Annotated in this window: 18 protein-coding genes; 12 read left to right on the top strand and 6 right to left on the bottom strand. The window is 61.5% G+C overall.

Features of this window, described 5'->3' with window-relative positions; all coding sequences use genetic code 11:
- Together HH213_RS16040 and HH213_RS16045 are read left to right on the top strand one after the other, a co-directional pair.
- Positions 1–195, top strand: a complete 195-nt coding sequence (locus tag HH213_RS16040; protein WP_169112872.1) for a DUF2970 domain-containing protein — start codon at positions 1–3, stop codon at positions 193–195.
- A gap of 14 nt (positions 196–209) precedes the next feature.
- The gene (locus HH213_RS16045; protein WP_371875674.1) at positions 210–1,085 is read left to right on the top strand and encodes a cytochrome c oxidase subunit 3; all 876 of its coding nucleotides are present in this window, start codon (positions 210–212) and stop codon (positions 1,083–1,085) included.
- A 129-nt stretch (positions 1,086–1,214) separates the two neighbouring features.
- On the opposite strand, the gene HH213_RS16050 is transcribed toward HH213_RS16045, so the two are convergent.
- Complete coding sequence (locus HH213_RS16050) at positions 1,215–1,418, bottom strand: twin transmembrane helix small protein (protein WP_110847324.1); 204 nt, start codon at positions 1,416–1,418, stop codon at positions 1,215–1,217.
- A 33-nt stretch (positions 1,419–1,451) separates the two neighbouring features.
- Between HH213_RS16050 and HH213_RS16055 the strand changes: the two genes are divergently transcribed.
- From HH213_RS16055 to cyoE, 4 genes are read left to right on the top strand one after another with little or no spacing between them, the layout of a single operon-like run.
- Positions 1,452–2,183, top strand: a complete 732-nt coding sequence (locus HH213_RS16055; protein ID WP_169115219.1) for an SURF1 family protein — start codon at positions 1,452–1,454, stop codon at positions 2,181–2,183.
- Positions 2,167–2,787: an SCO family protein gene (locus tag HH213_RS16060; RefSeq protein ID WP_110847323.1), complete on the top strand. Its 621-nt coding sequence runs from the start codon at positions 2,167–2,169 to the stop codon at positions 2,785–2,787. The genes HH213_RS16055 and HH213_RS16060 overlap by 17 nt, the downstream gene beginning before the upstream one ends.
- A 4-nt stretch (positions 2,788–2,791) precedes the next feature.
- The gene (locus HH213_RS16065) at positions 2,792–3,946 is read left to right on the top strand and encodes a COX15/CtaA family protein (protein ID WP_169112873.1); all 1,155 of its coding nucleotides are present in this window, start codon (positions 2,792–2,794) and stop codon (positions 3,944–3,946) included.
- Between the two features lie 13 nt (positions 3,947–3,959).
- Positions 3,960–4,856 carry a heme o synthase gene (gene cyoE / locus HH213_RS16070; RefSeq protein ID WP_110847321.1) on the top strand — a complete coding sequence of 299 codons (897 nt, stop codon included), beginning with the start codon at positions 3,960–3,962 and terminating at the stop codon, positions 4,854–4,856.
- Here cyoE and HH213_RS16075 read toward each other — a convergent pair whose 3' ends face one another.
- Positions 4,857–5,180, bottom strand: a complete 324-nt coding sequence (locus HH213_RS16075; protein ID WP_169112874.1) for a hypothetical protein — start codon at positions 5,178–5,180, stop codon at positions 4,857–4,859.
- Between the two features lies 1 nt (position 5,181).
- Positions 5,182–5,448, bottom strand: a complete 267-nt coding sequence (locus HH213_RS16080; protein WP_146235920.1) for a hypothetical protein — start codon at positions 5,446–5,448, stop codon at positions 5,182–5,184.
- Positions 5,449–5,521: 73 nt separating this feature from the next.
- On the opposite strand from HH213_RS16080, the gene HH213_RS16085 reads away from it, so the two are divergent.
- Both HH213_RS16085 and HH213_RS16090 read left to right on the top strand, forming a co-directional pair.
- On the top strand, positions 5,522–6,118 hold the full coding sequence (locus tag HH213_RS16085) for an SCO family protein (RefSeq protein WP_169112875.1): 597 nt from the start codon (positions 5,522–5,524) through the stop codon (positions 6,116–6,118).
- A gap of 14 nt (positions 6,119–6,132) precedes the next feature.
- Positions 6,133–7,176 carry an AI-2E family transporter gene (locus HH213_RS16090; RefSeq protein ID WP_169112876.1) on the top strand — a complete coding sequence of 348 codons (1,044 nt, stop codon included), beginning with the start codon at positions 6,133–6,135 and terminating at the stop codon, positions 7,174–7,176.
- A 3-nt stretch (positions 7,177–7,179) separates the two neighbouring features.
- Here HH213_RS16090 and HH213_RS16095 read toward each other — a convergent pair whose 3' ends face one another.
- The gene (locus HH213_RS16095) at positions 7,180–8,517 is read right to left on the bottom strand and encodes a hemolysin family protein (RefSeq protein WP_169112877.1); all 1,338 of its coding nucleotides are present in this window, start codon (positions 8,515–8,517) and stop codon (positions 7,180–7,182) included.
- 75 nt (positions 8,518–8,592) lie between these two features.
- The gene (gene nhaR / locus HH213_RS16100; protein ID WP_110847316.1) at positions 8,593–9,495 is read right to left on the bottom strand and encodes a transcriptional activator NhaR; all 903 of its coding nucleotides are present in this window, start codon (positions 9,493–9,495) and stop codon (positions 8,593–8,595) included.
- Between the two features lie 100 nt (positions 9,496–9,595).
- Between nhaR and HH213_RS16105 the strand changes: the two genes are divergently transcribed.
- The 4 genes from HH213_RS16105 (at position 9,596) to HH213_RS16120 (ending at position 12,625) form a co-directional block, all read left to right on the top strand.
- Positions 9,596–10,645, top strand: a complete 1,050-nt coding sequence (locus HH213_RS16105) for a DUF475 domain-containing protein (protein WP_110847315.1) — start codon at positions 9,596–9,598, stop codon at positions 10,643–10,645.
- A gap of 83 nt (positions 10,646–10,728) precedes the next feature.
- Positions 10,729–11,304: a TerD family protein gene (locus HH213_RS16110; RefSeq protein WP_110847314.1), complete on the top strand. Its 576-nt coding sequence runs from the start codon at positions 10,729–10,731 to the stop codon at positions 11,302–11,304.
- Positions 11,305–11,328: 24 nt separating this feature from the next.
- Complete coding sequence (locus HH213_RS16115; RefSeq protein WP_169112878.1) at positions 11,329–12,027, top strand: TIGR00266 family protein; 699 nt, start codon at positions 11,329–11,331, stop codon at positions 12,025–12,027.
- A gap of 16 nt (positions 12,028–12,043) precedes the next feature.
- Positions 12,044–12,625, top strand: a complete 582-nt coding sequence (locus HH213_RS16120) for a TerD family protein (protein ID WP_169112879.1) — start codon at positions 12,044–12,046, stop codon at positions 12,623–12,625.
- A 142-nt stretch (positions 12,626–12,767) separates the two neighbouring features.
- Here HH213_RS16120 and HH213_RS16125 read toward each other — a convergent pair whose 3' ends face one another.
- Positions 12,768–14,087 (bottom strand): porin, encoded by a 1,320-nt coding sequence (locus tag HH213_RS16125; protein WP_110847311.1) that lies wholly within the window; start codon positions 14,085–14,087, stop codon positions 12,768–12,770.
- Positions 14,088–14,144: the final 57 nt, after the last annotated feature.

A 14,144-nucleotide genomic window follows, 5' to 3' on the forward strand; every position in this document is an offset into this window, starting at 1 on the left:
ATGACGGACAAGCCCGGCTTTCTGTATTCGCTCAAGGCCGTATTGTGGTCGTTCGTGGGATTGCGCCGCAAGCGCGATTTCGACGCCGACCAGCAGGGACTAAATCCGCTGCACATCATCATCGCGGCCTTGCTGGCGGTGGCGGTGTTCATCGGCGTACTGATAACAATCGTCAAAATCGTAGTCGCTAAATAAGTGAAAATGGGGAGATGAAGATGAGTTCAACAAGTTCACAGGGCGCCGCGGCACCGTATTACTTCGTGCCCGGTCCCTCGCGCTGGCCGCTGCTGGCCGGCTTGTCCATGCTGGTGACCATGATCGGGGCCTCGGCCTGGGTCAATGATGCGTCATGGGGCCCGGCCGCCAATCTGCTGGGCATCCTCGGCACGATTACCGTACTGTATTTCTGGTTCGGCGACGCCATCAAGGAATCGGAAGGCGGCTTGTACAGCCAGCGCATCGACCATTCCTACCGCTGGTCGATGAGCTGGTTCATCTTCTCGGAGGTGATGTTCTTCGGTGCCTTCTTCGGCGCACTGTTCTATGCGCGCAGCATCTCGATGCCGTGGCTGGGCGACCTGGACAGCAAATTCGTCTGGCCGGACTACGCGCCGTCCTGGGGCGGCGCCACGCCGGCCGGCACCGTGGAGGCGTTCCAGACCATGGGACCATTCCCGATCCCGACCATTAACACGGCCTTGCTGCTGACCTCGGGCGTAACCCTGACCATCGCCCACCACGCGCTGCGTGCAGGCCATCGCGCGCAGACGGCGATCTGGCTGTTCGCCACGGTTCTGCTAGGTGCGGTGTTCATGGGCTTCCAGGCGTATGAGTATCACCATGCCTACACCGAACTGAACCTGAAGCTGACCTCGGGCATCTACGGTTCGACCTTCTTCATGCTGACCGGTTTCCACGGCTTCCACGTGACGATGGGGGCGATCATGCTGTCGGTGGTGCTGTATCGCGTGCTGAAGGGCCATTTCACGCCGGAGAACCACTTCGCGTTTGAAGGCGCAGCCTGGTACTGGCACTTCGTCGACGTGGTGTGGCTGGGCCTCTACGTGGTGGTCTACTGGTTATAATGGCATACGCCGCAAAAGCCGCACACGGTGCGGCTTTTTTTACGCCTGATTAAGCCCCGAAGCGTAGCGCAAGCTGCGGGGTCTGACCCCCGAACGGGGTCAGACCCCTATCTGCCGCAGTGCGGGTTGTTAAACGCGGATGCCTTTGGGCTGGATGTAGCCGAGCTTGTAGGCCAGCAGGATCAGCAGGAATAGCGTGATCGACAGCGCCACCCGCACCGCCAGCGAGCGCACGGTGTTGTTGCTGCGGCCCTTGTCGCGCATCAGGAAGAACAGCGCCGATCCCAGGCTGCCAAGGATCAGCATGAATGCAATGGCAATAGCAATTTTCATTTCATGAGGGAGTGGCGATTTGATCGAGGTTCCATTGTAATGGCGTTCCGCTTTAAATTGATTCCTTTCGTCGCCACGGTCCTCGTCGTGGCGCTCGGCATACAGCTGGGCAACTGGCAGGAGCGCCGCGCCAACGACAAGATCGCCTTGCAGCACAAGCTGGCGCAGGGCGTCGAGGCGGTGCCGCTGGTGCTGGACGGCGCGCCGCTGGCAGCCGACGCCGTGGCCTGGCGCCGCATCACCGTCAGCGGCGAGTTCGTGCGCGACTGGCCGGTGTATCTGGACAACCGCCCGTACCAGGGCCGGGCCGGATTCTATCTGCTGATGCCGTTTAAAATAGCGGGATCGAACATGCACGTGCTGGTGGCGCGCGGCTGGCTGCCGCGCGATCCGGCGGTGCGCGACAAGTTGCCGACCTACGCCACACCGGACGGCGTCGTCACCGTGCAGGGCGTGGCGCGGCTCAACGCCGGCCATGTGATGGAGCTGGGCACGACGCCGCCGCTAACGCCCAACGCCATCGTGCAAAACGCCGATCCGCTGCAGGTGGCCAAGGACAGCGGCCTGACCATGCAGCCGTTCGTGGTGGAGCAGGGCATGCCAGCCCAGCCCGCCGGCGACGATGCGCAGCTGGTGCGCGACTGGCCGGCGCCGTCGCTGGGCGTGGAAAAACATCAGGGCTATGCCTTCCAGTGGTACGCACTGTCGGCGATGGCGGTTATCTTCTTTGTGGTGAACGGATTCAGACGTGGAAAAAGCAAATAATCAATCGCGCGGCCGCTGGAAGCTGTTGCTGGTGCTGGCAGTGTGCGCGGCGCCGCTGATTGCGTCATACTTCACCTATTACGTGATCAAGCCGAAGGGCGGCGTTACCAATTATGGCGCGCTGATCGATCCGCGCCAGTACCCGATTCCGTCCATGGCCAGCACCACGCTGGACGGCAAGCCGGCGCGGCTGGAGGATTACAAGGGCAAGTGGATCATGTTGAAAGTCGGCCCGTCCGATTGCCAGCAGGACTGTCAGGACCAGCTGTTTGCGATGCGCCAGCTGCGTACCATGCAGGGCAAAGAGATGGAGCGCATCGAACGGGTGTGGCTGATTACCGATAATGAGCCGCTGGAAACCATGCTGCTGCGCGTGAACGACGGCACCCGCATGCTGCGCGCGCCGGCCGCCGTGGTGGACAAGTGGCTGCCGCTGGAGGGCGGCAATGCGCAGGACCGCGTGTCCGATCATGTGTACCTGATCGACCCGCTGGGCAACCTGATGATGCGCTTCCCGAAAGGCGCGGTGTCCAGCGATGTGGAGAAGGTCAAGCGGGTCCAGAAGGACATCGCGAAATTGTTGAAGGCTTCGGCCATAGGTTAAGTTTATGCATCTCACTCTCGCACAAATGGCGGTGACGGCGCTGCTGATCGCGCTGCTGCCGGCCGCTATCGTCTGGACCTCGTCGGACGCCAACAAGTACCGCAAGCTGGTGTGGGTCAGCGTGTTCCTGACGTTTGATTTGATCGTGTTCGGCGCCTTCACGCGGCTGACCGATTCCGGCCTCGGCTGCCCTGACTGGCCGGGCTGCTACGGCGCCGCCAATCCCTTCCTCGCGCATGACCAGATCGTCGCGGCCGAAGCGCTGATGCCGACCGGGCCGGTGACCGTATTCAAGGCATGGATCGAGATGATCCACCGCTACCTGGCGATGACGATCGGCGTGCTGATCGTCGCGATGATGGCGCAGTCGTGGAATCAGTGGCTGAAAAATCGCCGGGCCGAATACGCGCCATGGCTGCCGACCGCGCTGTTCTTCTTCGTCTGCCTGCAAGGGGCGTTTGGCGCCTGGACCGTGACGCTGAAGCTGCAACCGGTGATCGTCACCATCCACCTGCTGCTGGGCATGGGCCTGCTGGCCATGCTGGTGTGGTACGGCGGCCGCCAGAATCACCTGAACGCGCCGCGCACGCTGGTCAGCGCCTCGCCGCCGGCCATGCGCAACATCCGCATCCTGGCCGGCGTGGCGGCTGCGCTGCTGCTGGTGCAACTGGCGCTGGGCGGCTGGACCAGCACCAACTACGCCACCTTGGCCTGTACCGACTTCCCGCTGTGTGGCGGCAAGCTGGTGCCCGAAATGGACTTCGAGCACGGCTTCACGCTGTGGCGCGAGCTGGGCAAGACGGCCGCCGGCCACTACCTGCCATTTTCGGCGCTGACGGCGATCCACTGGGTACACCGCAATTTCGGCTTCATCGTCGCATTGGTGGCGGGCTATGCCGCGTGGCGCGCGTGGGGGCACGATGTGCTGCATAAAACCGCCCGTAACATCGCCCTGGTGCTGGGTGCGCAGATCATCACCGGGGTGGCCACCATCTACCTGAGTTTCCCGTTGACCATCGCCGTGCTGCATAACGCCGGAGCGGCGGCGCTGGTACTTTTGCTGACCATGTTAAACTACAAGGCTAAGTACCAGTACGACATTGCAAAAAAGGCAGCTTCGGGCGCCGCGCATCCTCCTTCGTCGACGGTACGGCATTGATTAAGTTGCCCTCATGACCACGCAGACCGTAACCTCCAAACACCCGCCGCTCGCCGCGCAGTTCTGGGCGCTGACCAAACCCCGCGTCACCATGATGGCGGTGTTCTGCGCCGTCATCGGCATGTACCTCGGCATCCCGAACGGTTTGCCGAGCCTGTCGCTGGTGCTGTATGCGACGGTGGGTATCTGGTTGCTGACCGGAGCAGCGTTCGCGGTCAACTGCCTGGCGGAGCGCGAGGTCGATGCGCGCATGGCTCGCACCGCGCGCCGGCCGATGGTGATGGGCGACATCACCGTGACGCAGACCATCATCTTTGCGCTGGTGATCGGGGGCGCCGGCATGTGGGTGCTGTACACCTTCGTCAATGCGCTAACCATGTGGCTGACCTTCGTCACTTTCCTCGGTTACGCGATTATCTACACCATGATTTTGAAGCCGGCCACGCCGCAGAATATCGTCATCGGCGGTCTGTCGGGCGCGATGCCGCCGGCGCTGGGCTGGGCGGCGGTGGCCAACGATGTGCCGATGGAGGCATGGCTGCTGGTGATGATCATCTTCGTCTGGACGCCGCCGCACTTCTGGGCGCTGGCGCTGTATCGCCGCGACGATTACGCCCGTTCGGGCCTGCCGATGCTGCCAGTCACGCACGGCATGAAGTTCACGCAGTTCCACGTCTGGCTGTATTCGATCGCGCTGGCGGCCACCACGCTGCTGCCGTACGCGGTGCAGATGAGCGGCCTGATCTACTTGGTCAGCGCGGTGATCCTGAACGCCGTGTTCCTGCATCACGCCTGGAAAATCTACCGTCACTACACCGACCTGATCGCCCGCAAAGCCTTCACCTGGTCGATCATCTACCTCGGCCTGCTGTTCCTGGCGCTGCTGGTGGACCACTACATCAAAATCTGATCACTCCTGTTTTTCTTCCTTGTTCGGTGGCGGAACAGGAGGTGCTTTTGCCACCATGGTCTGCAGTGTGGATGAAATGCTCAGTCCCACAGAGAATGCCAGCAGCGGGCGCAAGGTGGAGCCATCAAGAATATACAGCCAGGCGAGCGCGGCTCCTGCACATGGCCAGAATACAAAGAAAGTCCAGTATCTCAAGTCTTTGGAAGTACGCTTGTCCGCAGATTTTTTTCCGTCCTCCCAAAGATCCCTCATGTTCCAGACAAAGCCTCCAGCGGCGGCAATCGCTACGAGCTGCCATGTTGCGAGCGGATCGATGGAGGCCATGTTATACACCAACTTTGTTCGCCAATAAATCCAACAGTCGATGTCGCCATGTTGAATCTGCAATGTATTTTTCCGCTGTTGTAAAGACCGACTGTCCGCTGGTATTGGTGTTATAGGCTCGCATAAAAGCCCCGCTTGTTTCCAGTAACGTTAATACGATTTCTAAAGGTATTTGGGTTTCTTTGGATAAGCTTATCGGCGTCCGCCAAACGTACTTGGATTGCCGGATTGCGGTACGAATCTTTTCTTTGGCGTCGCTTTCGTTCATGATGGCCTCCATGGCGTTATCATGTGGTTAGACCTGCCTCAGCAGACCAAGTTCAACTTACAGACCTATCTCGATGAAAAAAGTTCTCGCCTTTGCTTTGATTGCTGTTTCCCTGTTGGCCGCGTGCGGCGAGAAGAAGGCGGAGGCGCCGGCCAAGGTGGTGTTCCAGGGCACGGACCTGACCGGCGCGTCGTTCGCCAGGGATTTTGCCCTCACCGACCACAACGGCAAGCCGCGCACCATGGCCGATTTCAAGGGCAAGGCGGTGATCATGTTCTTCGGCTATACCCAGTGCCCGGACGTCTGCCCGACCACGATGGCCGAAATGTCGGAAGTCATGAAGCAGCTCGGCCCGCAGGCCGATCAGGTGCAGGTGCTGTTCGTTACCGTTGATCCTGAGCGCGATACGCAAAAGCTGCTGGCCGAGTACGTGCCGGTGTTCGACAAGCGCTTCCTCGGCCTGTACGGCACGCCGGAGCAGACCGCCGCCGTCGCCAAGGAATTCAAGGTGATGTACGCCAAGGTGCCGGGCACCACGCCGGGCAGCTATTCGATGGACCACACCGCCGCCAGCTATGTGTTCGACAAGCAAGGCAAGATCCGCCTGCTGCTGCGTCCCGGTCAGCCGACTTCCACCACCGTGCATGACCTGAAACTGCTGTTGTCCTGAGCGCCGGAGGCCGCATGCAGCAGCGCTTCCAGCCTTTCACCCGCCTGGCCGCCGTCATCCTGCTGGTGATCGGCTGTTTGGTCGTGCTGCGGCCGTTCCTGGCGGCGGTGCTGTTTGCCGCCGCCATCACCATCTCCAGCTGGCCGCTGTACGAGCGCCTGCTGGCGCGGCTCAAGCAGCGCCGCACCATCGCCGCGCTAGTGATGAGCATCGGCCTGACCCTGCTGATCATCGTGCCGCTGACGCTGGTCACGTGGAATATCGCCGATAACGCCTCGTCCTACTACGACCAGATCAAGGCCAACCTCGACAGCGGTACGCTGGACCCGCCGCTGTGGCTGAAGGATGTGCCGCTGGTGGGCGAGATGGTCGATACCTACCTGCGCAAGCTGCTGCACAGCCGCGAAGAGCTGCTCAACGTCGCCAAGAACCTGCTGGAGCCGGGCCGTCGCCTGTTGCTGGGCGGCGGCATGGTGCTGGGTTCGGGCGTGGCGCAGGTCAGCCTGGCGGTGTTTGTCAGCTTCTTCCTGTACCGCGACGGTCACGCCATGTTGCAGGCGCTGGCGACCGGCATGGACAAGCTGATCGGCGAACAAAGCGTCACCGTGGTCGATACCGTCAGCCGCACCGTGCGCGGCGTCATGTACGGCTTGCTGGGCACGGCGCTGGCGCAGGCGGCAGTCGCGGCGGTCGGTTTTTTGATTGCCGGCGTACCGGCGGTGGCGCTGCTGTCGGTCGCCACTTTCCTGTTATCGCTGATTCCGGTCGGGCCGCCGCTGATCTGGGGCGGCGCCACCATCTGGCTGTTCAACCATGGCGACACCGGCTGGGCCATCTTCATGTTCGTCTGGGGGATGTTTGTCATCAGCGGCGTCGACAACGTGGTCAAGCCGATGCTGATCTCGCGCGGCAGCAGCTTGCCGTTTATTCTGGTGCTGCTGGGCGTAATGGGCGGGGTGCTGGCGTTTGGCTTTGTCGGCCTGTTTATCGGCCCAACGCTGCTGGCGGTGGGCCTGGGTCTGCTGCGCAACTGGACTGCGGACCAGCTGCATTCTTGACCATCAATCCTGGTCGGCGTTGTCTTCGGTGTCATCCTTGGGGATGACCTTGACCAGCAGGATGCGCGGACCATTCATTTTCTTGGCGACGATGTCGAAGTGGCGGAAGCTGATGCGCTGGCCCTGTTTCGGGATATCGCCCAGCTTCAGCATCAACAGGCCGCCGACCGATTCCACTTCCTCCAGGCCGAGCTCTTCGTTTTCGATATCGATGCCCAGCGTGCGTTCCAGCGAGAAGATCGGCAGGCTGGCCTTGCCGATCAGCGTGCCGTCCGGCTGCTTGAGCCAGTCGTTTTCGTTGAGGCGGAATTCGTCATGGATCTCGCCGACCATCGCGCCCAGCAGGTTGTCCAGCGTGATGAAGCCGACCGGGCGCTTGCCCTTCTCGCCGATTAGCGCAAAGTGCGGCGCGCCGTCGCGGAAGCGGCGGAACTGCTCCAGCGCGGGTGTGCGGGCGGAAATCGTCTCGACCGGACGCAGGAACGGCACCAAGTCCGTCACCGGACGGCCCGACTGCATGGCGAAGAACAAATCCTTCAGGTGCACCACGCCCAGCACGGTTTCGCCATCCTTGTCGTAGTAAGGATAGCGGCTGAAGCGGTTGCGCAGCATGGCGGCCAGGTTGTCGTTCAGCGGACGGCTGGCGTGCAGGCTGATCACTTCATTAATCGGACGCATCAGGTCGGACACCGCCAGGTCGCTGAAATCCAGCGAGTGCGCCAGGATGTTGCGTTCGTCCTGGTTGAATTTTTCGCCCGGCTGGCTGGTGCGCAGAATCAGCTTCAGCTCATCGACCGAATAGTGGCTGTCATGGCCGCCCTTGCCGGACAGGCCTGCCAGGCCCAGCACCATATTGGCGCTGGCGTTCAGCACCCAGATGAACGGGTACATGGCCCAATAGAAACCATACAGCGGAATCGCGCTCCACAGGCCGACCACTTCCGGCATGCGGATCGCCAGCGATTTTGGCGCCAGTTCGCCGACCACAATGTGCAGGAAAGAAATCACGCCGAAGGCGAACACGAAGGCAATGCCATGCACCAGTTCGGGCGAGGTGATACCGATCAAGGTCAGCAGCGGCTCCAGCAGGCCGGCAAAGGCCGGCTCGCCGACCCAGCCCAGGCCCAGCGAGGCCAGCGTAATGCCCAGTTGGCAGGCGGACAGATAAGCGTCCAGTTCACCGTGTACTTTGCCGAGGATGCGTCCCTGTATTCCTTTAGTCTTGGCGATGGCGCGGACACGCGTTTTTCGCAGAGTGACGATGCCGAATTCAGCAGCGACGAAGAAACCGTTCAAAGCAACCAGGAAGATAGCGAGAACGACAAGCAGGAAGTTTTGCATAGGGGCCGAGCGGCAATTTACGTAGTTGAAACCTGCATCTTAAACGACTCGGCGCTTGTGCACCGCAAAATATGTTCATGCGAACAAGCCGCTATGCACCTCATTCAGGATAGCTTCGATGGCCGGATGGGTGATTTTTCGGGCGTTGGAGATGGCGTAAAAGTGCTCGCGCAGCTCGGGCGCGTCGCCCACCAGCACGGCGCCGAACTGGTCTTCGATGTCCTGCGCCAGCGCCGATGGCGCGAAGAACAGCCCCAGGCCGTTGCGGCCGAAGGTGTTCAGCATGGCGTTGTCCTCGAACTCGCCGACGATTTCTGGCCGCACCTGGCGCTCCACCAGCCAGGCGTCGATGCGGCCGCGCAGCGCGTTGTTGCGCGTGGGAACCAGTAGCGGCGCGCCATGCAGGCTGTCCGGGAAGTTGCGGCGGTATTTGCGCGCCAGGCGCGGCACGCCAAACAGTTTCATGTCGCTTTCGCCCAGCAAGTGGCTGAAGACTTTCAGGCTGCCGCCGGCGCGCACCGTGCGGTCGGTCAGCACCACGTCCAGCTTGCCCAGCGCCAGGTCCGCCAGCAGATTTTCAAATTCATCTTCCATGCACACCAGGCGCACGCGGGTGTCCATCTGTTGCGTCGCCTGCAGCAGGCGGAAGGCGATCAGCTTGGGTAGCGAGTCGGAGATGCCGACCGCCAGCCGCATCTTGTCGGTCTCGGCTTCTTCCAGCGCGTCCTGCAACTGGTCGCCCAGCAGGAAGATCTGGTCGCAATAGCTGAGCGCCAGCTTGCCCGCCTCGGTCGGCACCAGCCGCCGCCCTTGCGGTTCCAGCAGCTGCTTGCCGACCGATTTCTCCAGCGACGCCAGCTGCATGCTGATGGTCTGTACCGCCAGACCCAGCCGCTCGGCGGCGCGCGTAACGCCCCCTTCCTTGGCCACCATCCAGAAGAAATACAAGTGTCTGAAATTCAATCCGCTGTTTTTCATGTTCTGATTTTACGAAGTAATACTTCAATTATCTTCTATTTTTCAATGCGTCGGTTTTCTTTACACTGCGTCCATCGATTAATAACTACGAGAGAAAACGATGAAGCACTTCAGGATTTCTTTCCTCGTCAGCTTTCTCTGCCTTGGCTTGGCAGGCTGGTGGGGCTATGAGCTGGCAGGGTGGGGCGGCGCGTTGTCGGCCTTTGGTATCGCGCTGATTCTGGCGGCGATGGAAGTTTCGCTGTCGTTCGACAACGCGGTGGTCAACGCCTCGGTGTTGAAGACCTGGGACGAGTACTGGCAGAAGCTGTTCCTCGGCGTCGGCATCATCATCGCGGTGTTCGGCATGCGGCTGGTGTTTCCGCTGGTGATTGTGGCGGTTGCGGCCGACATGAGCATCGTCGATGTGTGGACGCTGGCGCTGAACGATCCCAAGACCTACTCGACGCACCTGACCAATCACCACGCGGAAGTGGCGGCTTTCGGCGGCATGTTCCTGCTGCTGGTGTTCCTGAATTTCCTGCTGGATTCGGAGAAGGAAACGCACTGGCTGGGTAACTTCGAGAAGAAACTTGGCTCGCTGGGCAAGGTCTCATCCATCTCGGTAATGATCGCCATCGGCGTGCTGATGGGCTGTATGGGGCTGGTGGCGGAAGGCCAGAAGCTGGTGGTGCTGATTTCCGGCCTGTGGGGCATTCTGATCTATGTCGGTGTCGATGGCATCAGCAGCCTGCTGGAGAAGGAAGAAGAGGGCGGCGGCAACGTCGGCGACATGGTCAAGCGCGGCGGTATCGGTGGCTTCCTGTACCTGGAAGTGCTGGATGCATCGTTCAGCTTCGACGGCGTGATCGGCGCCTTTGCGATCACCACCGACGTTGTGATCATCATGCTGGGCCTGGCGATCGGCGCGATGTTTGTCCGCTCGATGACGATTTACCTGGTGAAGAAGGGCACGCTGGACAAGTTCCTGTATCTGGAGCACGGCGCCCACTACGCCATCGGTATCCTGGCCGCGATCATGTTGGCAAGTATGAAGTATCACGTACCAGAAATTTTCACCGGCTTGATCGGCGTCGCGTTCATCGCCGCCTCGGTGTGGTCGTCAGTCCGCCACCGCCGCAAGCAGGAAACCATCGCCGTCACGGCGTAACAGAACCCGGCGGGCCGTTTTATACGGACAACGGCCCGCCGCCTTGTAGTACCTAGTCCGGTTTTCATTTAAGGAGCATCAAAATGGCAATCAGTCTGCAAAAAGGCGGCAACGTTAATCTGAGCAAGGAGGCCCCTGGCCTGTCGAAAGTCACGGTCGGCCTGGGTTGGGACGTGCGTTCCACCGACGGCAATGCTTTCGACCTGGACGGCTCGGCTTTCCTGCTGAAAGTAGACGGCAAGGTCCGCAATGACAGCGACTTCATCTTCTACAACAACCTGAAATCGACCGACCAGTCGGTGGCCCACTCGGGCGACAACCGCACCGGCGCCGGCGATGGCGACGACGAAACCGTCACCATCGACCTGACCAAGGTGCCGGCCGATGTGGAACGCATCGCGATCTGCGTCACCATCCACGAGGGTGACGCCCGCAAGCAGAATTTCGGCCAGGTGCAGAAGGCGTTCATCCGCACCATCAATGCCGGCAGCAATACCGAAATCGCCCGCTACGACCTGTCGGAAGACGGTTCGACCGAGTCGGCGATGATCTTCGGCGAGGTGTATCGCAATGGCGCCGACTGGAAGTTCAAGGCCGTCGGCCAGGGCTTCAAGGGCGGCCTCGGTCCGCTGGCCGCCTCGTTCGGCGTCGGCGTTTAACTTGATCTGAAAGGACTCGCAATCATGCCTGTATTTACCATCACCGGCGACGTCGATCCATTTCTGCATGTGTCGATGCGCCAGGGAGAAAAAATCTACTGCGAATCGGGCGCCATGGTGATGATGGAAGCGGCGCTGGACTTGAAGGGCAAGGTTACCGGCGGCATCGGCGCGGCCATCATGCGGCGCTTCGCCAACGGCGAGTCCTTCTTCCAGCAGCACATCGAGGCGGTGCGCGGCGACGGCGATTGCCTGCTGTCGCCAACCCTGCCCGGCGCGATGCAGACGCTGGATCTCGGCAACCAGCAGTACATGCTGAGCGACGGCGCGTTTGTCGCCGCCACCTCCGGCGTGGAACTGAAGGTGCGCACACAAAGCCTGGGCAACGCGCTGTTCGCGGGCAGCGGCGGTTTCTTCATCACCGAAACCAGCGGCGTCGGCCAGGCCGTGGTGTCGGGCTTCGGTTCGATCTCGCAGCTGGAGGTGGAACCGGGGCGCGATGTCATCATCGACAACTCGCACGTGGTGGCCTGGGATAGCGCGCTGCGCTACGAGATCTCGGTGACCACCGGCGGCAACAGCGGCTTCCTCAGCAATCTGGTGAACAGCCAGACCAGCGGGGAAGGCATGGTGCTGCGCTTCTCGGGCAAGGGCAAGATTTTGATCTGCTCGCGCAACAGCGCCTCGCTGCAAGCCTGGCTGACGCGTCAGTCGGCATCGTAAAATTTAAGGAGTCAACATGACAGTCAATTTAAGCAAGGGCCAGAAAATCTCTCTGGAGAAGGAAGCCGGCGGCGCGCTGGGCCGCGTCACCATGGGTCTCGGTTGGGACGCCATCAAGAGCAAGGGTTTCCTCGGCTTCGGTTCCAAGACCGAAGCGGTCGACCTGGACGCTTCGTGCGTGATGTTCGACGAAGGCCATCGTCCGGTGGATGTGATCTTCTTCCGTCAGCTGAAAAGCAAGGACGGCAGCGTGGTTCACACCGGCGACAACCGCACCGGCGCCGGCGATGGCGATGATGAGCAGATCAACGTCGACCTGAACGCGGTGCCGTCGCAGATCAAGAGCCTGGTGTTCACGGTGAACAGCTTCACCGGCCAGACCTTTGCGCAGGTGGAGAATGCGTATTGCCGTTTGCTGGATGCGGCGAGCGGCAAGGAAGTGGCGCGCTTCAATCTGTCGGTGCAGGGACCGCACTCGGCGCAGATCATGGCCAAGATCTACCGTCATAACGGCGAGTGGAAGATGCATGCCATCGGCGAGAACGGCAACGGGCGGACCTTTGATGACCTGCTGCCGCAGATCGCGACCCACCTCTAATAATCATCCTCGGCTGTAGCTTTGGGCGGAGCACTGTACCGGCAGTGCCCCGCCTTTTTTTTTGCAGATGGCACCGGCGCAACCCGCACACCGCTGCGGCCAGGGTCTGACCCCGTACGGGGTCAGACCCTTTCGTTCGGGGTTAGAACGAGTGACGCAGGCCGACGCTGAACATGGTGGTGCGGGCGTCGATGTTCTGGCCGGCGCCGGAGAACAGCGGCACTTCCTGCGTGCCCAGCGGGATCAGGATCGCGCCAGGACCGCCAGCCAGCGGCAATGGCGTGGCGCTGCTGACCACCGTCTTGCCCCGCTTGTCCTTGATGCCGCCAAAGCGGCTGTACACCGCGGTGCGCTTGGAGAAGTTGTAGTCCACGCCCAGCATCAGGCCACGGTCTTTGCCTTCGGTGTAGTTGGTGAAGCGGGTGTCGAGGAAGATCGCGCTCAGGTCGAACAGGCCGATCGGATGCTTGAGCGTTGCGGTCCAGGTGCGCACTTTCGGATCGGTGTTGCCGCGCAGCGAGAACTTGGCTTCGTGGCCGCCAATCGCAATCGAGGTGCCGACGCCAGGGATGGTGTATTTCACCGCGCCCATGTAGGAGCTGAATTTCTCGCCGATGAACAGCGGCACCAGCGTGGTGCCCGACACCACGCCGATCGGCACGTTGTCGAAGTTGTTGCGGTGGTAGGACGCCAGCGCGACGATATTGTCTGCGCGGTAGGCCAGCAGCGCGCCGGCAGTCTTGCCGCGGCCGCTGGCGGTTTCCGCGCCAGCGGTCTGGCCGCCGACGATCTGGCCGGTGGTGCCGGTCGCTACCGGCGTCGAGGCGGTGGCTGTGGCGCGTGCGGCGCTGATGCCGGTGCCGATGCCGGAGTTGGTGGCGTAGGAGACGATCGCCGTGATCGGTCCCTGCTTGATCGCATAGCTGAGCTGATTGTCCTGCCACGTCTGTACGGTGTTAACCACCAGGCCGGCGCCGAAGAAGTCGGTGCTGCCCAGGGCTTCCGGTGTCACCAGGTAGTAGCCGATCAGCATCGGGCTGGCCTGGCGGCCAGCCTTGATTTCGCCTACCGGCGTGGTCAGGCCCACATACGCCTGGCGGCCGAACAGACGGTTGTCGTTGGCAAGGCCGCCGTTGTCGATGGTGATGCCGCCTTCCAGCACGAACAGGCCGCGATAGCCGCCGCCCAGATCTTCCACGCCTTTAAAACCGATATTGCTCTGGCGCGTGTGCGACGGGCTCAGCCGCGTGGTGACGCTGGCCGGCGCGGCGATGCTGTTGGGAACGGGCGTGGTGCCGCTGACGCCAAATACGGTGCCCTGGACGTTGCCCTGGCTTTTGTCGATCCGGTCCAGCCCGACATCGAGCGTGCCGTAAATGGTGACGGAAGATTGCGCGGCGGCTTGGCCGGCGAACAAGGCGAGTGCAGTCAAGCACGCTGCGGATGCGGCGGTTCTCTTCATGTGGTTTGTCTCCGATATTTTTGGTTGTGTTCGGTAGCTCGACTCTATAGCAGTCCC

The sequence above is a fragment of the Duganella dendranthematis genome, assembly GCF_012849375.1.
Classification (GTDB): Bacteria; Pseudomonadota; Gammaproteobacteria; order Burkholderiales; family Burkholderiaceae_D; genus Rugamonas; species Rugamonas dendranthematis.